Source organism: Methylocystis sp. Uni0008 (genome assembly GCF_056838045.1).
In genome coordinates, this window is sequence record NZ_CM166370.1 from 77,737 (window position 1) to 100,535 (window position 22,799).

The window sequence follows — 22,799 nt, forward strand, 5'->3', positions numbered from 1 at the left end:
CGCCGGAGCGAGCACTCGAGCGATGCTCGCCATCAGCTCTAAGGTTCCTCTTTCCTGAAATTGTCAGGATCGACGAGTTCGTAGAGCGTGTCCTCATCGACCTGTCCGGTTTCGGGCAATCCCCGGCTGCGCTGAAACCGTTTCACGGCGCTGTCGACGTCCTCAAGCGCGCTGCGTTCGCCTGACCTCGGGCTCTGCAAAAACCCGAGACTGCGCAGCGTTCGCTCAACAGCAAGCGATTCCTCGGCTTGGTTCTCTGCCTCGCGAGCGCCCGCTGCCCTGATATATCGCCGAGCGCGCGCCAGCCAAAGACCGGATTCCTCGAGGCCGTTTGTTCCTCCGTTCACAGCCACTCGTACCGCGCGTAGATCTCCCGTATCTGCAATCGCGTTTACTTTGCGGGCGGTCCAATATCCAACCGCGGCTTGGAACGCGGCTGCGGGCGTGCGGACCATTTCCGGATTATCCTCAAATGGAAGACCCAGCTCCTTTCCCCTGCTCGAGAAATTCCCACGCCCAGTGAGTTGGATAAGCCCGGAACCCCGGTAATCCCATCCATCGTTCTGCAATCGATTTCCTAGCCTTCCATTATAGACGTGATTCGCAATTAAAACCGGTTTGTGCGCCAGCTGTTCCGCTTGTTGGGGCGTCACCCTGCGTGGAAATACCTTCAGCAAACGCTCTGCGGAGTAGTTCATGTTCTCAGCGATTAGCCGAAGGCCGCCCGTCTCGGTCGCCATCTGTGCGATGAAGTGGTGAACTCTGTCTGCCGAATTGATGCCTTCGGCTTCAGCGAGTTTCCACTGCTGTAGAATCACCCCAATGAGATCCGCTCGGGCGCGCGGAGAGAATCGGGCGAGAGTACCTGTATCGAGCCGATATTCTTCCGAAGTGGGCCGATTTGCCGCCCGATCCTGTTCAGTTTGAGCGAGGAGAGAACTGCCTGTCAGCAACAACGCGATCGCCATGCAGCTACGCAGAGTTCTCGGTGTCATTCCAACCCCCCCAAAAAGTGCGCTTCGGCGCTAAACCGAATGATTTCTAATCGCCTGAAGCAAGCAAGCGCATTCCACTCAAATGCTATGGCGCGGCGGCTGGGAGCTGGGTGACAACGACCTGAACTGCTCCCTCCCCCTTCTTGCGCTTAACCATGACCTTCCATGCCCCGGAACCCGGGTTTTCAAAGCGGCAAAATGCAAACTGTCCAGGTCCCTCCTCGTTGCAAACAACGGTATCTGCACCCGCATTCGTCCGGATTACATAGAGATCGAAATTGTTACGGCCGCTGCCACTATCGTCTCCATTCATGGCCACCATAAGAGTCCCAATGCCTTGGCGGACATCGAAGGGAAACGTGATTTCAGGACGAGCTTCGGTAAGCTTGGAGGTCTCTGCGGCAACATCGCGTTCCGTGACCAATGCTGGCCCCGGACCCACCGGTGCGGGCTCACCGCTCACCCGAGCTTGCTCCGCAATCCACTTCGAATACTCAACCACATCGGCGTCATAGCTTTGATCACCGAGCAAACAATCTTCTGCTTCGCCCCCTGAGGTCACGCCCGCAAGCCTGCGGTATTGCCGGCCTCCTACGACCTCGTAGACAAAGAGCGGTCCGCCTGAATCGGCGTTGCACGTGTTGGATCTTAGCGCACCGTTCTGCACTTCGGCCGAGAAATTCCAACAGACCAGCGGTATGCCGCTTTGTGTTGCTGGACAGGCCGCCGTTTCGATGAACCCCTCGCGTTTGAGGCCGTAGTCTTGGTTTAACCCGCCAGTGCGTCCGAAGCCGACGATTGTACCAAGCGTCCCATGCAACGGTCGCTCGTTCTTCAGCATTGCCTCAGGCGTTATCCTCAAAACTTGAGCAGCTAGAGTCAGAATGGCAACGTCCGCCTTGGGAAATTGATAAAGGTCTTTTTGCCAGTCGATCGCGCTGACATCTAGGAAACCAGCGCTGTGCAAGAACACTTTATATTGGCTCGGGCGCGGATCTTTCGCAATGCAATGTGCCGCCGTCAAAAACTTGTCTGGCGCAATCAGCGTGCCTGAACACCAAGCAATTGCTGCCCGAGATTCGGATCCCTTCAACAAGGCTCCAACCGCGGGGTATTCTTTTGTTCCACGTCCATTCACTATTCGAGGTTGGCTTCGTTCGCGTCTGTTGCGTACGGCTCGCGCATCGCGAGCCTCCTCGGGTTTATCAAGCGTCCTGAGGGCCTCTTGCGTTTGATCAATTATCTCATTCAATACGCGCCGATTTTCTTCCTTTTCATAATCGAAGCCCCGCTTCAAATCATCAGCGTTAGCGGCGCTCAAGGAACCTAAGACTGCAAAAGCAATAGGGGCATATCTGAGAGACCGAAGCACATTTCGGGCGCAAGCCATTACCCACCTCCCTTCCTCGGCGCTTCCAGACAAAGCGTTGTCGTGAGAGCCGACGCGTCCGACCCGCTTCTTCCCGCCATTTATTCGACGGCTCTGTCAATTAATCTTTGATTAGAAGGTTGCATACGTATAATGTGAGTCGTCCGCTGTTTAGCTTGTATATCAAACACAGTAACGCGTGGCAATCAAGATGAGAGACCTCTCTGATTGGGGTTCTCTTCGTCAAGTGATTTCCTGAGCTGCTCCGGTTTGCCGCATGCCGGTGGCTTCGTTCGCGTGGATCACACGCTTCTCTGCACGGTCGGCACGCGACCGCCGCATGATGGGTCAGAAGGTAAGGCGTCTCAATCTGTTTCACGACTTCAGAGGCTTTCGCCTTCGGGTTCCGGACTCTCAACGAGATCGCCCTGCCTGTCGTCGCCATCAGACGACGCCTTTCCGCTATGCGGAACTCGAGAACCTTTATATCCTTCGGTCTCCTTTGCCGGTGAGACGTTTATGCGCTCCAGGCGGCGGCGACACGGTCTCGCGGCCGGAGCGGAACGCCGTCGCCTCGACCCACATGCGATGCAAGATCGTCGCAAGCTTGCGGGCCACGGCGACGCGCGCCTTCGCCATGCCCCTCCGCGTGGCGAACTTCATTCCTCACGCCCGCAGGCTCGACCATTTCTTGCTGCGCGTCAGCAGAGAATGGGCCGCTTCATAGAGCGCCGTGCGCGCCAGTTCGTCACCGCATCGGCTGATCCGTCCTTGCACGTCGGTTTCGCCCGACTGATAGCGTCTCGGTATTAACCCCAGATGCGCCCCGACAGCTCTTGAATGTTCGAATCGTGAAGGATCGTCGATCGTCGCGCGAAACGCCAGGCGGTGAGCGGTCCGACGCCCGGGCGCTCATCAATCAGCGGCATACGGGCTCCCTGCGAACAATATCGAGCGCCTGCCTAGTCAATTTGGCAAACTGTCGCAGCATAGTGACGAGAATGCCGAGCAAAGGCTCGAGCGTTTGCGCAAGAGAAAGCATCCGGCGTGGGCCGCAGAGGCTGATCTCGCGCTGCGTCAGGCGTCCGCGCTCGACTTCAAGTCCTTGTGGATTTCGATGAGTTCGACGAGAGTTTCGATGCCGAAGTCGGTGAATGCGAGAACGCCGTCGTCTCCGATGCCGTAGACCCAGATGACGCCGTCCTCGGCATCCATTTCGAGAGCGACGTCGTGGATGAAGTCGACGCTCTCACCGAGACGTGCGGCGACGCGCTCGACGGTCGTGACGTGATCGACCTTGTTGACGTGCATGCTCAGGCCGCCAGCGCTGATGCCCGCTGAGCCGGCGGGCGCCAGTTCCACGGAAGCAGTTCATCAAGCCGGTGCGCGGGATGGGCGGCGATGCGCGCGAGGACATCGGCGAGCCATGCCTGCGGATCAACGCCATTCATCTTCGCCGTGACGATGAGGCTGTACATGGCGGCGGCACGCTGGCCCCCGCGATCTGAACCGCAGAACAACCACGATTTTCTTCCCAAAGCGATGCCGCGCAGGCCGCGTTCGGCGGCATTATTGGAGAGGCAAACGCGCCCGTCTTCGAGGAACAGTGTGAAGGCGGGCCAGCGCTTCAGCATGTATTGTATCGCTTTGGCGAGGTCGTGTCCGCGTGAGAGTTTCGCGACTTGCTCTCGCATGTAAGTCCGGAGCGCGTCGACCAGCGGCCGGCTCTCGTTACGACGAACAGCAAGCCGTTCCTCGGGGCTCTTGCCGTTGATCGATCTCTCGATGGCGAACAGCGCGTCGATGCGACGCACGATTTCCATAGCGATCGGCGAAAGGGGCATTTCCTTTTTCCCGGCCGCCTTGCGACGCGCGTTCGCCTCGATGTCGGCCATGGCGAAGAAGGGCCGTCGCGCGTGGCTCCAGCACGCCGCCTCGTGGATCGGGCCGGGCGCGCGCCCCGCCAGATACAGCCGGTTGTAGCCGTCATAGGCGTCCGCTTGCAGGATGCCGGAATAAGTCGACAGATGGCCCTACGGATGTTCGCCGCGCCGATCGCGCGAGTAATAGAACATCGCCGCCGGCGGCCCGGCGCCGCCGAAGGGCGCGTCGTCGCGGACATAGACCCAGCACCGGCCCGTGTCCGTCTTGCCCTTCGCCAAGACTGGAACCGTAGTGTCATCCCCATGCAACCGTTCGGCGGCGAGGACATGCGCCTCGACGAGACGCAGCAGCGGCTCGAGCGCCGCACAGACGGAGCCGACTGCGTCGGCCATGGTCGACAGCGCGATCGGCGCGCCCTCGAGCGCATAGCGCTCGGCCTGCCGGTTCAGCGGCTGATGCTGTCCGAACTTCTCGAACACGATCATCGCGAGCAGGCTCGGACCCGCCCAGCCGCGCGCGACGACATGGAACGGCGCCGGCGACTGCGTGATCTTCTCGCAGTCGCGGCATGTGAACTTCTCCCGCACGGTTTCGATGACCTTCCACTGGCGCGGCGTCGTCTCCAGCGTCGGCGTCACGTCCTCGCCGAGCTTGCGCAAACGCGCGCCGCCGCAACAGGCGCAGGCTTTCGGCGCCTCGGTCACGACGTGCTCGCGCGGCAGATGGTCGGGGAAGGTGTCGCGCTCCGGTCGCTTGCGCTCGAAGCCAGCGACCGTCGTCGTTTTGGCGACAGCGCGCTCCGCGGCGAGTTCGTCTTCCGTCGCGCTCGTTTCCAGCTCTTCGAGTTCGAGCGACAACTGATCGAGCAGCCTCGCCGACCGCTCTGACTTCTGCCCGTAGATCTGGCGCTGCAATTTGGCGATCTGGAGCTTTTGCGCAGCGATCAGCGCCATGTCTTCCGACGCCTTCGCCCGCGCGACGGCGAATTCCGCCTTCAGCGCGGCGTTTTCATCGAGAAGAGCGGCGGCGTCCATGACCTGAAGTGAATCACGAATCCAGCGATTCGAGGCGCCCCAAAATGCCCCCGTGCCCGGATTTTTCGCGCCTCACGCCGCGCTTTGCGGCCTGTAGGTGAGTTGCGGATTTCGCCAGTCGATTCCTTCCAGCGAAGGCATTCAGGAATATCCCCTCTGAGCAGGCTGATGAATCATCGGTCGTTCAGGTCCGCGACCCGCGACACCCGCTTTACGGGCGATCGTTTCGGGTCATCGGGCGCGCGAGATCTCCTGGCGGCGTCGTGTCCCCCTCATACGAGGTCGAATACCTGAAGGGCGCCAGTCTATTGATCCCAATAGCTGTAACGGAGCCCTATCAACAGGACACGAATCAAACTAAGCTGAGTATAGAGGCGCTTCGCGAGCTCGTTTCAGCCGCAGAATGTCTCGAAGGCGATGAGCATGGATCCGAAGGATCTTTGGGCGACGTTGCCGAACGCTCTGCGCCGCCAAGTCGTCGACGACGTCGCGGCCATTCTGGCGGAGCTCTCCCATGATGTCCGAACTGGTCAAGCCGGCTCACCTGGCGCGCAAGGCGGTCGTTTATATCCGTCAGTCGACGCCGCATCAGGTGGTGAGCAATCAAGAAAGCCTGAGGCTGCAATACGCGCTGCGTCAACGCGCTCGCGAGCTCGGATGGTCCACACCATTCGCAGCCGGCTCACGGCCGGCCTGCTCGCAAAAGCCGAACGTGGCGAACTCGCGCTCAATCTGCCCATCGGCCTGACGCGCGATCCCAGCGGCGTGGTCGTCAAAGATCCCGATATGGCGGTTCAGGACCGGCTCGGGCTGGTGTTCGAGCTGTTTCTGAAGTTCGGCGCCGCCGCCCAAGTCATGCGCAAACTCAACGAGCGCGGTCTCGATCTGCCGCGACGCGACCGGCGAGGCGATTCTTGCTGGGCGCGGGCGACTGTCTCGTCCGTGACCTCGATTCTGAAAAACCCCGCCTACGCGGGCGCTTTCGTCTATGGACGGACGCGGATGCATGCCGGCGGGCGCGAAGGCGCGTCGAAGATGAAGGCGCCGCGCCCCGTGGGTGAATGGCGCATTGTCGTGAAGGACCGATATCCCGCCTACATCGATTGGCCGACTTATGAAAAGATCAACGCCGCCCTGAAAGACAACCGAGCCGAGTACATGCGCATCAAGACCAGAGGCGCGCCTCGCGACGGCGATCTCTTGCTGCATGGGATCGCTTGGTGCGCACGTTGCGGACACAAGATGTACGTCCGTTACAAGAGTCGCGGCGGCGAATATGTCTGCAATCATCTGCGCTCCAACGAAGGTCTGCCGACCTGTCAGAGTCCGTTTGAGAATGTTGTTCAATGAGCGATCCTTCGCAAGATGAGGCCGCCCATTGCGACGTGGATCATGGCTTTTGAGACGTCGATGCGCTTTTCGTAATCTCGCACGAGGCGCCGCCAGCGGGTCATCCAGCCGAAGGTTCTCTCGACGACCCAGCGTCGCGGCAGAACCTTGAAGCCCGGATCGGCGTCGATCCTTCGCACGATCTCTACGACGAACTCCTTGAACGCCGCCTTATCCATGAGTTTTCTGCGATCATAGGCGCCGTCAGCGAAGAGATGTTTGACCCACGGCCAGCGCTTGCGGATGGCGTCGAGAATATGCTGCGCGCCCGCGGAGTCGGAAACATCCGCTGTCGTCAGATTGACCATGAGCAGCCGTCCGTCCGTATCCACCGCAATGTGGCGCTTGCGCCCTTTGATTTTCTTGCCGGCGTCGTAACCCCGCGCTTGCGCCGCCGGAGCTTTGACCGATTGGCTGTCGATGACGCCAGCCGATGGGCTCGCATCGCGGTCAGCGCGTTCCCGGTCGATCATCAGCGCCACGTCGTGGATGGTCTCAAACAGAAAACGGCGCATGAAGCGGCGAAACCACCAGTAGACGGTTTGCCAGGGCGGAAAATCCTTGGGCAGCATGCGCCAGCCGCAGCCGGCGCGGGCGATGTAGCGGATGGCGTTCAAAACCTCGCGTGGGTCGACCGAAGGCTTGCGCCCTCTGCGCGCCGGCGAGGGAAGGAACGGCTCAACGCGCTCCCACTCCTCATCGGTCAAATCCGTTGGGTAACGCTTGGTTTTCTTCTCAATGGCGGCCATCTTGGCGCGATTCGCTCGGGTCCACATCCCAAGCTTGAATCACGCCCCTCACTCCGTCGCAACCATTCTCAAACGGTCTCTCAGCACGTTCGCGCGGCGCCGGTCGACGCCGCCGTCGCCGAGGCGTTTCTGACGGCGTTGGCGCCGGCGGAACTCGATGCCCTGTCGAAGGCCCGTCGCGCACGATCCCAGGTGAACGCCGCCCTGCGGACGAGCGCCGAGCGCCAGCTCGAACGGAAGCGATACGAGGCGTCACTGGCCGAGCGACAGTTCAATCGCGTGGACCCCGATAATCGTCTTGTCGCCGCCGAGCTCGAACGCCGTTGGGAAGCGGCTTTGATCGAAGTCCGGGCAGCCGAAGAGGCGCTCGACCGTCAAGCTTCACCCGACGTCGGCGCGCGGCTCGGGATCGGTAAAGCCTTGGAGGGCAAAGTCATCAACTTGGCGGGACGTCTGCCGCAAATTTGGGACGACCCGGCCACTTCCGACGCCCGCCGGAAGGCGCTGCTGCGATGTCTCGTCGACAAGGTCATCCTCGATCGGGGCGGACACGACATCGCGACCGTCCGCATCGTCTGGCGTGGCGGCGCCGTTACCTGCCTCGAGGTCAGAATGAGAGTCGCCTCCCTCTCGAAGCTCGCGCGCGCCGAAGAAATGCGCGAGCGCGCGCTCACCTTGGCGCGCGAGGGTCTGTACGACGACGCAATCGCCGCCGTTCTCACGAGCGAAGGGCATCGCTCCCCGACATGCGAGGACAAGGTTCTCCCCGTCACTGTGCAGAAAATCCGGCTTGCTGCGCGCGTCGAACTCCCGCGCGCCCGCACGCGATGGACCCATAGCGCCGGCGCTCTTTCCGCGCAGGAGCTGGCGGCGAAGCTGAGCATCCCCGTAAACTGGCTGTATGTGCAAATCAGGAAACAGCGGCTGATGGTGGATCGGCAGCCCAATGGCGCGTATCTCTTCGGCGACGCAGAAAACGTCCTGGAGGGAGTTCGAGACCTTCGAAACCACATGATCGACAGCCTCGATCTCAGAATCTGTCGGCCTGACCAGGAGGGGCATCAACATGGGTGATCGAGCATATAGGCCATCTGCCCGGCCGAGATTGACACCGCGCCCGCGCTCGCCGAGGGCCAGATGAACTTTCCGCGGTCGAGCCGCTTGGCGTAGAGCGATAGTCCGATCCCGTCATGCCAGAGGATTTTGGCGAGATCGCCGCGGCGCCCGCGGAAGATATAGAGATCGCCAGCATGCGGGTCGCGCTTCAACTGCTCTTGCACCTGAAGGGCAAGACCATGCATGCCGCGCCGCATGTCGGTATGGCCGGTCGCGATCCAGACCCGGCAGCCCGCCGGCAGCGGGATCACCGCCGCAACGCCTTCACGACCCGCGACAGCGCGGCTGTCTCGACATCGGCCCACACGATGATCCGATCCCCCTCGGCGAGCACGATCTCCATCTGGCCGGTCGACCCTGGAGCGGAATATTCCGACGTCGCGTCCGGCGTGATCGTTACGGGCAGGATCGGTGCGCGTTCCTGCGGCGTGGCCAGCTCGACGCCAAACTGCCGACGCCAGGTGAAGAGCTGGTTCGTGTTGAGGTCGTGCCGTCGCGCAACCTCGGCGATCGAAGCTCCATCCTCGAGGCTCTCGTCGACGATCCGGCGCTTCTCATCGAGAGACCAGGACCGGCGCCTGCGCCGGAGAGCCGGCGAATCGGCATCGTTGCGCGACATCGGCGATAGTGTCCGCTTGTAATAGTAGTGGACACGATCATCGCGCCACCCGTCACGCAGCTATCTCAAAAACCGCAATCAACGCCAGGCGGCCCCCCGCGGAGGCATACGCGCAAGAGCCCTGTCGTCGTCGATCAGAGTGCGAACGCAATCAACGAACTCTTTTCGGCTCGGCGTCCCGAGCTTCAGCCCGACTTCGCGCAGGATGGCGCGAACCACATTCGATTGTGCGCATCTCGTTGAGCACCGTTCGGCGCGGGACCAGAAGCGAGCGCCACGCGCGAAAGTGCGGGTATTTCACATGGACCTCGCGGAACCAGCCGTGCGCATGATCTGCGCGATCGCGCGTCGTTGCGGTCGGTCTTGTTCGGCCTCGCGCCCATCGCCGTCGACGACAGCCGCAATCTGGCAATCTGGCGCGAAATCGCCAGGAAGAACGCCTGGATTCTGATGCGAAGCGCAACGGACTAAGCGAAGCGGATTTTCACGTCTTTGCCAAGTTCAGCGAGAATGGCCTGGAACGGGGTCTTAAAACCAAGACATTTTCGCGGAGTCAGGTTTTCGGTGAGGACGATTTCCTGAATGTCCTCGTCTGAGAGCTGATCGATATCAAGGTGGCGAGGCAGCCAGCGGCGTAATCGGCCATTGGCGTTTTCGACGCCGCCTTTTTGCCAAGAGGCATATGCGTCACAAAACCATATCGTCATGTCACGCATGGAGTGTAGCAAGCCATGCTGGGCAAAAGTCGTGTCGTTGTCGAAGGTGATGGATTTTCGCAAGGCCTGATCGATGCGCCCGAACACGGCAAGCATGACGGAGATGGTCTCTGCGGGTCTTGCCGTCGAGATGGGCGGCCAATGTCACGCGGGATTTTCGTTCATGCAGCACAAGCACGGGCCCATGCGCTTGCAGATGATGAGATCGCCTTCCCAATGCCCGATGTCGGCGCGAGCGTCGACGTCCTTCGGCCGATCGTGGATTGAGGTCCGATCTTTGATCATATCCCGGGACGGCCTCGCCCGGCGTGGCCAGCGGCGCTTATGCCGCCGGGTCAAATATCGCCATAACTCTTCGCCTTTGCGGGCGGCGCGATGGACGAAGGCGTAATTGGCCGCGAGTCCCAAAGCGCGCAGGCCGCGCTCATGGCCCGCCTTGAGCCAGCCGGCGACCTGTGCAGGGGGCCAGCCTTCGGCGAGACGATCGCAGACAAAGGCCTTGAGCTTATGATCCTTTTCGAGGATCACTTCACGCCGTCTGCGCAGTTGATAGGCTCCAGCGGCGTGAAGCGGCGAATAGCGGCCGCTCGGCAAGGCGTTTCGTTGCAGCTCCCGCTAGATGGTGGACTTCGCGCGGCAGAGCGTCTCGGCGATGGCGCCAAGGGAGCGTCCGGCGGCGCGCAAAACGGCGATCTGATCTCTTTCGTCTTCCGACAGGTGCGAGTAGCCTCGCATAGCAACACTCCCATAATGGCTTGAACAACCTGCCGATATCCCATCGGCAGGGGGTGCTGCACTTCGCGTGAGAACGCAGGCCGGCCTGTCGAAGTCTATGGTCCCGGCGCTGCCCTCGATGACGACGAATGGGCGCCGTTGATCGCCGCAATCGTCCGTGTCATGCGATTTACATTGATTCGTTCCGCCGCCACAGGGCTCTGGAAAGGGCGGGAAGAAACCTCTTTTTATGCGTCGTCCGTCATGTTGCCCGCGGAAATCTTCGCGTGCGCCATCCGCGGTCATTGGGCTGGGGAGAACGAGAGCCATTGGGTTCGCGACGTGACCCTTGCTGAAGACGCCAGCCGCATCCCGCGTCAATCCAGGCGTCATGGCGCGCCTGCGTTCGCAAGCCCTCAACATCGTTAGGGCAAACGACGTCGCCAACATCGCCCGAGCCCTTTGGAGCGGCGCACTCGATCCCGCCGTCACCCTGCCGCGGCCTGTAAAGAGCGTTGACCAGCGTTGCAGCAAGGGGGTGAGATTCACTGACCTCCTTTGGGGGATGTTCTACTTGTGGTCGTGGTAATTTTGTCAGCGCTACCAGGCACGCTGACAACTTGTGTGTTGACCGTAACAGTGGGCATGACAGCTCGCACCGGCGCAGTAATTGTATCCACTACTGTCTTAGCGGAACTTTGCGCCTTGTAAGTTTGTCCGGTGAAAAAACCCGCCTCGAGCGTCGCCACGTGATCCTCATTAGTAAAGAAGTCGCGTTTCGGGTCAATAAAGTGGCTATCTCTGTATAAATTAATTTTTGCAGCCGCATATTTTACCAATACAGCCTTGTCTGCTGATTTGCAAACAAGTGTTGCATATGCCGGGTAAGGATAAAAAACCACTATTCCTTCGTGCGGGGCGTTAGTCACCGCCTCGGCAGGCTTTAAATCATTAAAGTTTAAATCCAACCAAATTGATACACCGTTTTGCCCCTTTCTAATCAGATATGATTGGGGAGTAGTGGAGATATCCTCTGTAAGAGTGCTACTCTCTGCCAAGGATTTAAAGACCTTTTGGCAAGGATCCTCTTCCTCGCCTGCAACCCCCGCAGTCCGAGGGCCGCCCGTTAGCTGGGCGGCGGTTTGCGCTAAAGTAGTAATGATACTTGTTAATTGCTGCTTGGAGGTAGTTCCCGACTTTGTCAAAAGTCCATCCGCGTCAACATCAACCGCTATAGTATCATCAAATAGAGCATTTTTTAAGACGTAAAGGTATGAACGAGCCTCCGGGACCGCGACAGTGGTTATTGACATCTTGGAATCTTTGCTAACTGCTATGTTGAGCCTGGTCTTTAGCTTCGCAAAATATGGTGCAATGAACATATAGCGGTCGTCATTTTGCTCCTCAGGGGGGAACGGGCTCGTGAGATAAATAGATTCGGTAAGATAGAGCGATGTTGAACCGCAACCAACTAGAGAAATAGAAGCAAGGAGAATTGCCCCTAGGGCGAGTTTACGGTTTGCCGATCTGAGGATTATCATGCTCGCGCCCCCGCAATGTCGAATCAAAATTTTATAGCTCAATCTTAATATGAAATTGCTACGGCAACTAGACAAAGACGGATCACTTTCTTCGAGGGAAGTTGACCTGCCTCTGAAAAACTCCTCCACGTCGATTAGAGTCCGGCCTATTGTAGGACGGACGAGATGAAGAAGAAACGGTTCACGAAAGAGCAGATCATTGGCATTTTGCGCGAGGGGCGCAGCCAGGGCTGTTTAGTTCTCAACAAATCCAATGCATTTTTAGGACTTCGTTGAGATCGATAGCGTTGCGCCATCTGGCGTTTTTGATGTTTTGGCAGCCGTCTGCGCGCAGCAGATTGTAGGCGAATGAGCGTATGCGTGCGACGATGTCGGGGTTTTTGCGGATGCGCGAGGCGTCTTCGGCGAAGGCGACGTCGCGCACATAATGACTGCCGTTCTCGATGCGCCAATGGCCTCTGATCCATTCGTTCCATTGTTCCGGCGGCGAGCCGACGGCGGAAGAAACCCAAAAGACGATCTCCGTCGTTTGTTTGAAAAGCCCGGTCGCCGGATTGCGCCGGCAAACCGTGCGCTCAAGCCGCAATACGGTTTTGATCAGCGGCTCCCAAGGCGTATGGCGGAACCACGCCTTGGCGGGAAAGACCGTCAGTTCGCGCGTCTCCCAACGGTTGCGGCCTTTCGCCATGCTCTTGGCATAGCCGCTCGGCTTGCGGCCCGCGGCGCCCAGTTCGAGCCGGCTCCGCAGCTTGGGTTGATTGTCTTTCACCTGGGTCAGCAGATGATTGCCGCATGCAATCACGCGTTCGAACAATTTTTTTGGCAATGTTCGGCGTCGAGCGTGAACAGGCAATCCTTCAGCCCCAAGGCTTCGATCAATTCGGGCGCCGCAGGAATTTCATTACTCTTTTCCGCCACCATCACATGTGCGAGCACGATCTGGTCGACGTGACGCAGCGCCGACATCATATGCGCGGCCTTGCGATCAGCGAAGGCGTCGAAGCTGCCGCGTAGCGTTTTTCCGTCAACGGCGATTGCGGTCAGCTCCTCTGCCTGCGGCGGACGCGGCAAGCTCGCGGCGTGACGACGGAACGCCGTCTCCAGCGCCGCCGGGTCGATGCTTTGCAGGATCAGACGCAATCCGGTGTAGGACGGAGAATAAGGCAGCTCCAGGCCAAACGCCGCATTGAGCCGTTGCAGATGCGCACGGATGAACTCATGCATCTGCCGGTAGGAATTCGCGCCGGCGACCATGGCGAGGATCGAGTAAAGCAGCACGGTCGCCAAATCGAACCGCTTGCCTTCTCGCCGACGATGGTCCGGTATCTCGCGCAAAATCTCCAGCAGCGACGCCTGCATGCGACAACCTCCGATTCGGGTTGTCGCATATAGATTCACATATCTACCGAGCCGGGAATCGGGAAAATGCCTCACAGTTCAGAGAACTGAACAGCCCTGAATCGGGAGGGCACCCCTTATTGCTGTGTTCCGGGAAGCATAGAACCATTGCTCAAGCGCAATACCTGACGATTGCGCCTGTGCTTCGTTGAGCGCGTGACCTACAATAGGTAGGCCGCCTATAACGCCTCCTCCGCACGTATCACAGGCGTGTCCTAATGGACCGAGGTCAATGTCGTAGCTCCAAGCTTGAGCGGGTATCAACGCAAAAAAGGCTGAGATCAAGCTGGAGGCAAGTCTAATCGTCATAAAGGGCGTGCTCCAGAAATGAACGACGGGGCAGTCAGGGCAGATCCGTCAGATACGCAGGCTCAGCCTGACCGGTGGATATTGCTTCCATTTTTGGAAAGACGCTACTGCTTATTTGATGCCGGCACGCGTCTTCGCGAGATCTACACTGCGATCATTCAGCAGCGGATATTATCATCGGCGGCTTGGGCCTTGGCGCGGATCACTTTCTGATTCTTGGTCATATCGGTGTCTTTCTGGAGTCGCCGTGGCGGGGGCTGCGCTACCACACCAACTCCGCCCCGCCACGGCTTCCTTGCGTGGCTGAAAACACCGTCCGTTAGATTAAGTGTAAGCGGTGCGGCGGCGCCGCGGGTATCGGCTGTGGACAGCTTCACGCGCGATGTTGACCACGCCTTGGGGAACTGGCGTCGTTCCGTGGGAAAGGCGGGACGACGGTGGAGATCGAAAATCAGCTACGCGAGCGCCTGCGGAAGGTCGAGGCGCTGTATTTTGGGGCGACGAGCGCCGGAGAGCGTGAGGCTGCGGGCGCCGCCGCCGAGCGCCTGAAGGCGCGGCTCGACGAAGCGTCCCGGCTCGACCCTCCCGTCGAGATGAAGTTCAGCCTGCCGGACGAATGGTCGGTGCAATTGTTCATCGCGCTTTGTCGTCGTTACGGTTTTCGCCCCTTCCGCTACACGCGCCAGCGCCGCACGACGATCATGGTGAGGGCGCCGCGTCGGTTTTTTGATGCGGTGGTGTGGCGGCAGTTCTCCGACGTGCACACGGACCTGTGGATCCATTTCCAGCAGACGACGGAGAAGTTGATCAAGGACGCGATCTGCGCCGACACGCGGGACGCCGAGACGACGGCCGAGCCGAGCTTGCTCGGCTGAAGGCTCACGCGGCACGGGTCTCCTGCTCGCGCGCGGCTTTCCAGTTCCAGACCAGAAGTTCGTGGAGCCGGCTGCTTTTCGTGGCGCCGCTGACCATGCGTTCGAGGACGTCGGCCAGATAAGTCTCGGGGTCGACGCCATGCAATTTTGCCGTGTTCAGGAGCGAAGCCAGGATCGCCCAGGTCTCTCCGCCGCCTTCGTCCCCGCTGAACAGACTGTTCTTTTTTCCAATGCTGATATGTCGGATCGATCGCTCCACGGCATTCGTGTCCGGCTCCAGCCGACCATCGTCGAGGAACGCCGTCAACCCATCCCAGCGCTCGAGCATGTAATTGATCGCCTTGATCAACGTCGATTGGCGAGAGACGCCGTCCTTCACCGCCTCGAGACGAACCTTCAAGGCCTCCATCAGTGGCTTCGTTTCCGCCCGACGCGCCGCACGACGCTGGTCGGCGGCGAGACCGCGGATCCGCTCCTCGATCGCATAGACCGCGCCGATCCGCTCGATCACCTCCTTGGCGAAGGGCGAGTTCGTCGTCTTGTGGACCTTCACGATGTTGCGGCGCGCATGAACAAGGCAATAGGTCAAACGGATCTTGCCCGGCGTCTCTTTTCCGCCCGCGAGGGACGCATAGGCGGCGTAGCCGTCGACGTGCAACACGCCCTCGAAGCCGGAGAGTTGTCCAGCGATCTCCTTCTTGCCCCGGCCGCCTGCGAACACATAGGCGACTGCTGGCGGCGCGGGTCCCTGCCAGGACCGATCATCTGTCGCGTGCGCCCAGAATTGGCAGGTTCGCGTTCGACCCCGGCCCGGCGCAAGCACCGGCATCGGCGTCTCGCCGCAGAACAGTCGCCCAAAGCCGTGCGCGGTCGACGACCACGCCCCAGCCCGCGAGAATCCGGGATTGACGATAGAGCGTCGACTGCCACGCGTATTTCGCCGCGGCGATATGCGCGATCAGCGCCGTCGTCGCCATGCCGCCCTCGATAAGCCGCGCCGGCGCTTTCGCCTGGACGATTGGTCCCTCGCAGGCGCGGCAAGCGTATTTGGGGCGGATCGTCCGCAACACGCGCAACCGCGCTGGAACACGGTCGAGCGCTTCGGCGACATCTTCGCCGATCCGGCGCATTTGCGTCGCGCAACACGGGCAGAACGTCGAAGCAGGTTCGATCACCTGCTCGCAACGGGGCAGATGCGCCGGAAGCGCGCCGATGTTGCGCCGGGCCTTGGCGCGCGCCTTGCCGGCTGGGCGCGACGCCGTATCGTCATCATTCGCCGCAGCCGGCGCAGCTGCGTCGCTTCCCAGACCGAAAGCCAGTTGTTCGGCGCACACGACCGCCGCGCGTTCGGAGCGTGTTCCGAAAATCAGCGTTTTCAGCATCGCGATTTCCGCGCGAAGAGCGTCGTTCTCACCCTGCAACGCGAGCGCCATTTCGGTCAGCGCGGCAGGATCGCGAGAGAGGTCTTCGGGTCGAAGCGGCATAAGGCGAAGCTAACGTGAACCGCGCCGAAACGCCAGCAAAACCAAGTGTTTCAAGCGACAATCGCCGGCCGCTTCACAACATGCTGTTCCATCCAACGCCACTCGCTCGCGCCCTCGAACAGCATCGCGAATTGCGTCGGCGTCAATTGCATCGTTCCCGCCCGGATCGGCGGCCATGTAAAACGGCCCTCTTCGAGCCACTTCGTCGCCAAGATCATTCCGGTTCCGTCGAAAATCAGAAACTTCAATCTGTCGGCGGGCTTCGACCTGAAGACGAACACGTCTCCGCTGTACGGATCGCCCTTCAAACCCTCCGCAACCAAGGCGACCAGCCCATGCACGCCTCTGCGGAAGTCGACCGGCTCCGTCGCCACGAACACGCGCGCTTGCGATCCGAACGAGATCACCGCGTCGACTTCAGCGCCGCGACGACATTTTTCAGCGTCGCAGCGTCGGCGCCTGACGGAACGAACACGCGCGCATTAGCGATCTCGATTTCGATCCGGTCGTCCGGCGCCGCGCAATCCGTTACGACGGGGACCGCGCCGACGGCGGGGCTCTCGACCCGCACCTGCGCGAACAGTGACGCGCCATGCGACGCTTCACGCGCCCGACGGCACCACACAGTCAGCAAACCGCGAATCACCCCGTTGCGCCGTGCGACCTCGGAAATGTTGGCGTCCGGATCCGCGCTCTCCGCGACGATCCGCGCCTTTTCCTCATCGCTCCAGTCGCGCCGCCGACGTCCGCCCGTGATCACCTCGATGCGTCGATACGAGTCGGCATCATGCCTGACCTGATGCATGGAATTTGTCACCTCCGGCCAATCGATCGCGGCGAGTCTCGCTCATCGCGCCAACTAACGCGAGATGGGGTGGTCGCGCCGGTTACGATTAAGTTAAGACTTCTACATATGAATTGTCGGCGCTGCGTTCGCTATTTTCGTGACGCTTCTACCGTTTTGCGCCCCGATCAGGCGACGTATAGGACGATCGCTACCACCCAGCGAGCTTGGTGGGCGATCAGGAACGGGGAATACGACGATTACACCGTCAATCTCTGAGCGCCCGGAGACTACGTCTCGAGCGCTGACCTCGACGGGTTCGAGACATCCGTGTCTTTACCGCGCACGGGTTAACTTTACCCTGGACGCCCGCTTCGTTATGCGTAAGCTCGACGCGGTACGAGATGGTGACGGAATATGCGAGGTCGTAGGACAGGACACGCGAAGATCCACGGTTAGCAACTAAGACGCTTCGGTGTGTGTTTTTCCGAACTCAATTTTTTCGATCAACGGGCGGCGAAGGGCGCATCGCGCCGACTTTTGTAATGATATTGCGGAAGGGACCAAGTGATGAAATCACTAAAACTCAAGCTTGCGACAACATCTGCACTGGTTTCGGCCTTGCTCGGAGGCGTCATATATGCCGGTGCGCAAACGCAAGATGATCTTTCCGACATACAGCTCCTTACCGACGACCCATCCCGGCAAGAGCTATTTGGCCTTGTTAAAGCAGCAGCAGAAAGCGAAGATAAGAACTTAGCGTCAGAGTCGATAGAACTGTTCAACCTTTACGGGCCATTTCGGTTTCCAAATGACACCATTTGGGACGTCGTCGAAGGTCACAACAGGATAAACAGCATCTTTGGCATCGATGTCAGTCATCATCAAAAAGAGGGTCTCCCTGTAAAAGATCTTGAACGAAAGCAAGTCAAATTTATTTTTATGAAGGCAAGCCAAGGCACAGGCTTTCGCGATGGAAAATTCAGCAGTTTCTGGAATCAAGCTGACGGACATAAGATCCATCGAGGTGCATATCATTTTCTCTCCGCGAACGGAGACGGAGCGGCTCAAGCCGCCACGTTTATCCGTGTCTTGAATGCGAACGGAGGCCTCAAGAACACGGATATGCCGCCAGTGGTAGACTTGGAGTGGGATAATAGGGCGGGATCGGATCAATGGGCTAATAAATCTGCGGACGAAATTATCAGCTCTGTAAAAAAGTGGCTGGCCGCGGTTGAAAGCTCAACGCATCGGAAGCCTATCATCTACACAGCTCGGGCTTGGATCCGCGGTCGTCCGGGACTCGAAGATAAGATGAAAGAGCTTGCAGATCTCCACTATCCAGTTTGGGCTGCCGACTATTCAAAGAGTTCACGGGCTGTCGAAGTTCCAAAAAAACCCAAACATCTGAAAACCGTCCTTTGGCAATTCACCGATGGGGCTACGTTAGCGGCGGGCTATGATGGAGCGTTTGACGCGAACATATTTCAAGGATCCGACGCGGAATTTTATGACACGTTCGACATCAGGCGCTTTTAGTCGTTTAAGGATTATTGTGATGTTCAATGCAAAGGCCGCCATCCTCCGAGTTCTCTGGCTATCTAGCTTCTTGGCCACGTTCTATGGCGGTGGCGCCTTCGCGTATCAATGCCAAAACGACGGCCCCTCCGTGGAGGATCAAAAATACTGCGCTTTTTTCAAAGTATTCTTGCCTTCATCTGCGAGCCCAGACCCGCGAATCGCACAAAAAGTCAACTCGGAATTGGATGGGCCCGTTAGATCCATTGCCTTTATCATTAGCAATAGTGAATATCCTCTTTTGCCAATTAAGATGCAGAAACTAACTGCTGCAAAGATAGATGCCAACAATCTAAAGGAGTTTTTTATTGATAGTCAAAAATTTGACGAAGTCATACTATTAGAGAATGCTAACGCGACGCTACAGAACATCGAATATTTCCTTACAAACTATCTTCCTCAGCAGGGTGTAGAATACCAACAGAAGGCGCGCTTGGTTGTTGCATATACTGGTCATGGACTGAACAAGTTGCCGACGCGTCCCGCCGCATTTCTGCTTTCAGGCGCGAAGACCGTTGAAGATTCATCGAACCATTATTCTATGGACGTCTTGCGATTGCGGCTCCATACGTTGGCGGCAAACTATTTCCACGTCCTCGCGATGATAAATGCCTGCTACGGAGGAAATGTGTTTGATACCGAGCGAGGCGGCGGAAATCCGAGTATCAGCGATCTGCCCGGCGCGTACGGGCTAACTGCAGGCTCGGCGGAGAAGGAGGTGGCGTCACTGGGTGATGGAAAGGGCAGCGTTTTTTTTGACTCAATTATTAAAGGTGTTTCGTCGGGCGAGGCTGATGTCGACTATCAGAGGCTCATTGCGGGTGATGGCAGCTTGATCCAACAGGGCGGGATCACACGGCTAGGGGCCTTGTCGAATTATCTCGTTACGGAATTCGATTTGATCAATAAAAGCCGCATGCCCTATCAAGGGAGCATCCTAAAGTTAGATAGACCTTGGATAGGTTCAGTCGCTGGCAGCGTGGTGTCAAGGGGCGGTTTTTTCTTTTTGTCTCCAATAAAATTAGCCTCGGGGCAAACCGCTATTGCGCTCCCGCCAGGGCCGCTCAGCAGTGTTCCCGGGCGGCCCGATATCAAAGTTTTTGGAGCTCAGGAGGAGTATCCGATCAGAGGGCTTGATGTCACTGTTCATGAAGGGGACATAAACTGGAAGAAGGTGGCGGCGAGCAGCGAGTTCCGGTTTGCATATGTGCGTGTTAGTAGCTGGGCGGGGAAAGATCCAAGCTTTCCTTCGCACTGGCCCGCAGTCAAACGCGTTGGCCTTGATCGTGGGGGCTACCACGTCTTTGATTACTGCATGACAGTGGAAGACCAGCACAAACAGATAAGAGAAAGCCTTCCCAACGAGGCTGATAACCTACCTTTTGCAATCGAGCTTCAAGTTCCACCAGAAAACTTCAATCGTAAGCAATATGAGTGCTATAAGGGTTCAAACATTGTTGATATTAGAAAAAGAATTGTTGAGCTTGCGGCAAAGCTGAAAAATACTTATGGAAAGACACCCCTTATATCTGGGAATCGGAATTCCCTCGCAACATTCGTTGATAATTCGTTTGATAAATATATGATTTGGCTAGCAATTTATAAGTCAGGGTCCTCATTAAATGGGGCTGACATAAGGCTGCCAGGATCAAATCCTTGGACTATCTGGCAATATACAGCTCACCTTTCTGTAAAGGGTATCGGCGACAATGTTAATGGAGATGTATTCTTTGGAAATGAGAAGCAGTATGTTGCCTTCAAAAAAGGAACAGAAAATACTGCTCTGGTCGAAAGCGTAACGAAAAAAATTGATATAAAGGATAAGTATAGCCCACAAATCCCGGTTATTACTCAAGATCCCCCGCGTGGCACTGGGCAATAGCCTTGAAAGGTCACTGAGTGGCAAGGAACACTACATGCCACCCAAAAGCTCACTCGGCAGTTTTTTCTTCGTTTCAGGGTTTTCGAGACCGGAAAGCTTTGAATTTCAGAATACCGTCCCCCTGCAAGTAGTCTGCTGGGGCGGCCCGAAACCTAAGGTGTTTAACCAGTCCACGAAATAAGACTTGTCGCATTACGTGGGGGATGTCGACTGGAAGAAGGTCGGAGAGCAGCGACTGGAATTAAACGCACCGATCCCGTTTCGCCTATCTAAGGGCGACGATGGGGCGGGAAGACCGGAAGACAGGCCGACGCTTCCATGATAATTGGTAGGCCCAAGCTCAGCTGGTATCGCGCGAGGAGCGTATCATGTTTTTGATCTATGCGAACTGGCACCCGATCAGATCGCTAACATCGAAAAATCGGTCCCGAAGTATTCCGATGACAGCCCCGGTCCGCCCACGTGAAGATACGTATTAAGATGTCGCCTCCTAAACCAACCGCTCGGTAGAAACATGAACACCAAAACTGTCTTTTTAATGTCCCTAACCACTCTTCTCTCGTCTTCCTTGAGCGCCTCTGCTTCGGAATTCCGCCTGGGTCCGTTTGAACTGCACGTTTTGGCCAAGGGCGCAACGTTAAAGCCATCTGCTACGCTATGGTTGGATGGCGTCACAGAAGCAGACTCAATAAATGCCAAGATGAGGGGAGATATTTCATTGAATCTAGACAAGCTAGAAACCTTCGTTATTAGGGTTTCTAAAAAAACTATTCCATACAAGTTTAAGCCTAGCCCAAAGTGCCTTGTTACTGTGAACAGACTTAACTATTTTCGCGCACTTTCGAAGGACGATGCAGTTAACATCGAGTTCGGCGCCAATGTATCGCCATCATGTGCGGGAGCCCCACGTGTTACCGGTGACATCAGGATAGGATTTGATGCGAAACCGCAGCTAAACGGTAATGCGCTTGCTTTAACCCTAAGTAATCAACTAATAGAAATCCCATTTCCGTGGCAAGCGGGTGCTTACGTAATTTCCGGAAGAGATTTAGGTGGCGAGCTTGCAAAAGGGCTGAAGGAAGGCGTTGAGCGCCTGCGATTCGAATGGAAAGCAGCTCCTGTTCTTCAATACACTTGGAAGCAGGCACGGTTCAACGGCGGTAAGCGGACGCTAGGTGTTGACTTCCAGGCAGACATGCGCATACCGCAAGAAGCTGCGAGTCAGATGATCTCATCGACCGTTGAGCGCCAGAGCTTCGAGCTCAAAATCCCTGAGGCTCAACAGTAGCAGCCAGCAGCGAATTTCGAAGGTCTTTCATTACGAAAGAAAATCTTTCAATTCGGAGGAAGAAATGCGCGTCCTGTGTATAATCATTCTTTCCATCAGCGTAGTTACCTCACCTGTGGTGGCTCAAACGGTATCATGCCAGGGATTATCCATTGCCACGGTCCCTGGGTTGCGAAATGGGAAAATTCTGCCCGACGGGACCGTTGCTGGCTTCGCTAAAATGAACATCAATATTGACGGCTATGATCGTGCGTATCACCCCCAAAATGCCTCGGCGGGAGCGTTGATTCATCTATGCAACGCGGGGGAAGTATTCCTCCCGAGCGGAGCTCGGTATCACGGGTCCATCGATAACGCAACCTGCGCTGGACGCTTCATGCAGGACTTCGCTCGTATAGAAGCCGCTGGGTGGAATGACTCATCGGTCGGAGCGATCCGCTGGTATGGGATCCTAGGCCAAGGAGAGGCACGCATCCATGGACGATCTGTTAAAGGCGTGAAACCGGTGGTCCAGTCGGATGGAACGGGCTTTTACGTCTCACCGACTACCTTTGCTGATACTTCAATTGCTGACGAGGCAGTGCAAGAACGCTACATCAACCCGCTACACATTCCTGCGGCAGTCATTCCGGCCAATGTCGCCCTAAAACAAAACGGCGTAACCATGGGCTCTTTCGGCGTTGCAATGGATAGAAATAAGCGTATCGCAGTGCCATTCGTTGTCGGGGATGGCGGGCCGCGCATTGGGGAGGGTACTCCGGCCTTAGCCCGATCGGTATCAGGTCTGCAGATTACCGACACCGTAACCCGCCGTAACCGTTATGCGGGTCAAATCGACGATCCGAGAGTGCTGTGGGTCTTCTTCGGGCATAACGTAGCGCCCGCACGCTACGATCACCAAGACGAGCAGGCGTTGGCGCAAAGAGCGCAAGAAGCCTTTGCCCGCTGGGGCGGAATCGCACGCCTTATGAAATGTTTACAATGAACTATTAGGCCATGTGGACGAAGAAGATATCTGAGTTCTCGTGATTGGGCGAGGCGTCAAGCCGTCAGTCCGGTGATGAGATAAACGATT

Annotated in this window: 17 protein-coding genes and 6 pseudogenes; 7 read left to right on the forward strand and 16 right to left on the reverse strand. The window is 57.8% G+C overall.

From position 1 onward, the window contains the following. Positions 1 to 38 precede the first annotated feature (38 nt). The 5 genes and pseudogenes from AC0X69_RS00375 to tnpC (AC0X69_RS00395) all read right to left on the reverse strand — a co-directional run bounded on the left by AC0X69_RS00375 (position 39) and on the right by tnpC (AC0X69_RS00395) (position 5,282). Positions 39 to 968, reverse strand: a complete 930-nt coding sequence (locus AC0X69_RS00375) for a peptidoglycan-binding protein (RefSeq protein WP_482610233.1) — start codon at positions 966 to 968, stop codon at positions 39 to 41. 112 nt (positions 969 to 1,080) lie between these two features. After that, on the reverse strand, positions 1,081 to 2,316 hold the full coding sequence (locus AC0X69_RS00380; RefSeq protein ID WP_482610235.1) for a trypsin-like serine protease: 1,236 nt from the start codon (positions 2,314 to 2,316) through the stop codon (positions 1,081 to 1,083). 531 nt (positions 2,317 to 2,847) lie between these two features. Continuing rightward, a pseudogene (locus AC0X69_RS00385) lies at positions 2,848 to 3,397 on the reverse strand (transposase); the annotation flags it as partial. Positions 3,398 to 3,441: 44 nt separating this feature from the next. After that, positions 3,442 to 3,675 (reverse strand): hypothetical protein, encoded by a 234-nt coding sequence (locus AC0X69_RS00390; protein ID WP_256032252.1) that lies wholly within the window; start codon positions 3,673 to 3,675, stop codon positions 3,442 to 3,444. Between the two features lie 2 nt (positions 3,676 to 3,677). Next, positions 3,678 to 5,282: pseudogene (gene tnpC / locus AC0X69_RS00395) on the reverse strand (IS66 family transposase). A gap of 657 nt (positions 5,283 to 5,939) precedes the next feature. Here tnpC (AC0X69_RS00395) and AC0X69_RS00400 point away from each other — a divergent pair. After that, positions 5,940 to 6,632, forward strand: coding sequence for a recombinase family protein (locus AC0X69_RS00400; RefSeq protein ID WP_482610237.1), 693 nt, complete (start codon positions 5,940 to 5,942; stop codon positions 6,630 to 6,632). Here AC0X69_RS00400 and AC0X69_RS00405 read toward each other — a convergent pair. Beyond that, positions 6,626 to 7,447: an IS5 family transposase gene (locus AC0X69_RS00405; protein ID WP_482610239.1), complete on the reverse strand. Its 822-nt coding sequence runs from the start codon at positions 7,445 to 7,447 to the stop codon at positions 6,626 to 6,628. The two genes, AC0X69_RS00400 and AC0X69_RS00405, sit on opposite strands and share 7 nt — an antisense overlap. Before the next feature lie 165 nt (positions 7,448 to 7,612). On the opposite strand from AC0X69_RS00405, the gene AC0X69_RS00410 reads away from it, so the two are divergent. Continuing rightward, positions 7,613 to 8,494 carry a hypothetical protein gene (locus tag AC0X69_RS00410; protein ID WP_482610241.1) on the forward strand — a complete coding sequence of 294 codons (882 nt, stop codon included), beginning with the start codon at positions 7,613 to 7,615 and terminating at the stop codon, positions 8,492 to 8,494. Here the strand turns inward: AC0X69_RS00410 and tnpB (AC0X69_RS00415) are convergent. From tnpB (AC0X69_RS00415) to AC0X69_RS00445, 7 genes and pseudogenes are all read right to left on the reverse strand, one after another. After that, the gene (tnpB, locus tag AC0X69_RS00415) at positions 8,482 to 8,787 is read right to left on the reverse strand and encodes an IS66 family insertion sequence element accessory protein TnpB (RefSeq protein WP_482610243.1); all 306 of its coding nucleotides are present in this window, start codon (positions 8,785 to 8,787) and stop codon (positions 8,482 to 8,484) included. The two genes, AC0X69_RS00410 and tnpB (AC0X69_RS00415), sit on opposite strands and share 13 nt — an antisense overlap. Further along, positions 8,784 to 9,155: an IS66-like element accessory protein TnpA gene (gene tnpA / locus AC0X69_RS00420; protein WP_256035853.1), complete on the reverse strand. Its 372-nt coding sequence runs from the start codon at positions 9,153 to 9,155 to the stop codon at positions 8,784 to 8,786. The genes tnpB (AC0X69_RS00415) and tnpA (AC0X69_RS00420) overlap by 4 nt, the downstream gene beginning before the upstream one ends. A gap of 129 nt (positions 9,156 to 9,284) precedes the next feature. Next, a pseudogene (locus tag AC0X69_RS00425) lies at positions 9,285 to 9,556 on the reverse strand (IS110 family transposase); the annotation flags it as partial. 66 nt (positions 9,557 to 9,622) lie between these two features. Then, positions 9,623 to 10,465: pseudogene (locus AC0X69_RS00430) on the reverse strand (IS30 family transposase). Positions 10,466 to 10,486: 21 nt separating this feature from the next. Next, a complete protein-coding gene (locus AC0X69_RS00435) occupies positions 10,487 to 10,606 on the reverse strand; it encodes a helix-turn-helix domain-containing protein (RefSeq protein WP_482610245.1) in 120 nt (39 codons plus the stop codon). Positions 10,607 to 11,130: 524 nt separating this feature from the next. Then, positions 11,131 to 12,126 (reverse strand): hypothetical protein, encoded by a 996-nt coding sequence (locus AC0X69_RS00440; protein ID WP_482610247.1) that lies wholly within the window; start codon positions 12,124 to 12,126, stop codon positions 11,131 to 11,133. Positions 12,127 to 12,367: 241 nt separating this feature from the next. Next, positions 12,368 to 13,485, reverse strand: a pseudogene (locus AC0X69_RS00445) (ISAs1 family transposase). Between the two features lie 785 nt (positions 13,486 to 14,270). Between AC0X69_RS00445 and AC0X69_RS00450 the strand changes: the two are divergent. Then, positions 14,271 to 14,708 carry a hypothetical protein gene (locus AC0X69_RS00450; RefSeq protein WP_482610249.1) on the forward strand — a complete coding sequence of 146 codons (438 nt, stop codon included), beginning with the start codon at positions 14,271 to 14,273 and terminating at the stop codon, positions 14,706 to 14,708. Positions 14,709 to 14,712: 4 nt separating this feature from the next. On the opposite strand, the pseudogene tnpC (AC0X69_RS00455) reads toward AC0X69_RS00450, so the two are convergent. The 3 genes and pseudogenes from tnpC (AC0X69_RS00455) to tnpA (AC0X69_RS00465) form a co-directional block, all read right to left on the reverse strand. Further along, positions 14,713 to 16,192, reverse strand: a pseudogene (gene tnpC, locus AC0X69_RS00455) (IS66 family transposase). A 50-nt stretch (positions 16,193 to 16,242) separates the two neighbouring features. Then, positions 16,243 to 16,599, reverse strand: coding sequence for an IS66 family insertion sequence element accessory protein TnpB (gene tnpB, locus AC0X69_RS00460; RefSeq protein ID WP_482610251.1), 357 nt, complete (start codon positions 16,597 to 16,599; stop codon positions 16,243 to 16,245). Then, positions 16,596 to 16,997 carry an IS66-like element accessory protein TnpA gene (gene tnpA, locus AC0X69_RS00465; protein ID WP_482610253.1) on the reverse strand — a complete coding sequence of 134 codons (402 nt, stop codon included), beginning with the start codon at positions 16,995 to 16,997 and terminating at the stop codon, positions 16,596 to 16,598. The genes tnpB (AC0X69_RS00460) and tnpA (AC0X69_RS00465) overlap by 4 nt, the downstream gene beginning before the upstream one ends. Positions 16,998 to 17,546: 549 nt before the next feature. Between tnpA (AC0X69_RS00465) and AC0X69_RS00470 the strand changes: the two genes are divergently transcribed. The 4 genes from AC0X69_RS00470 to AC0X69_RS00485 all read left to right on the forward strand — a co-directional run bounded on the left by AC0X69_RS00470 (position 17,547) and on the right by AC0X69_RS00485 (position 22,709). Next, positions 17,547 to 18,515 carry a GH25 family lysozyme gene (locus AC0X69_RS00470; protein ID WP_482610255.1) on the forward strand — a complete coding sequence of 323 codons (969 nt, stop codon included), beginning with the start codon at positions 17,547 to 17,549 and terminating at the stop codon, positions 18,513 to 18,515. A gap of 19 nt (positions 18,516 to 18,534) precedes the next feature. After that, complete coding sequence (locus AC0X69_RS00475) at positions 18,535 to 20,436, forward strand: GH25 family lysozyme (RefSeq protein WP_482610257.1); 1,902 nt, start codon at positions 18,535 to 18,537, stop codon at positions 20,434 to 20,436. A gap of 514 nt (positions 20,437 to 20,950) precedes the next feature. Then, positions 20,951 to 21,724, forward strand: coding sequence for a hypothetical protein (locus AC0X69_RS00480; protein ID WP_482610259.1), 774 nt, complete (start codon positions 20,951 to 20,953; stop codon positions 21,722 to 21,724). A gap of 220 nt (positions 21,725 to 21,944) precedes the next feature. Beyond that, positions 21,945 to 22,709: a hypothetical protein gene (locus AC0X69_RS00485; RefSeq protein WP_482610261.1), complete on the forward strand. Its 765-nt coding sequence runs from the start codon at positions 21,945 to 21,947 to the stop codon at positions 22,707 to 22,709. Positions 22,710 to 22,799: the final 90 nt, after the last annotated feature.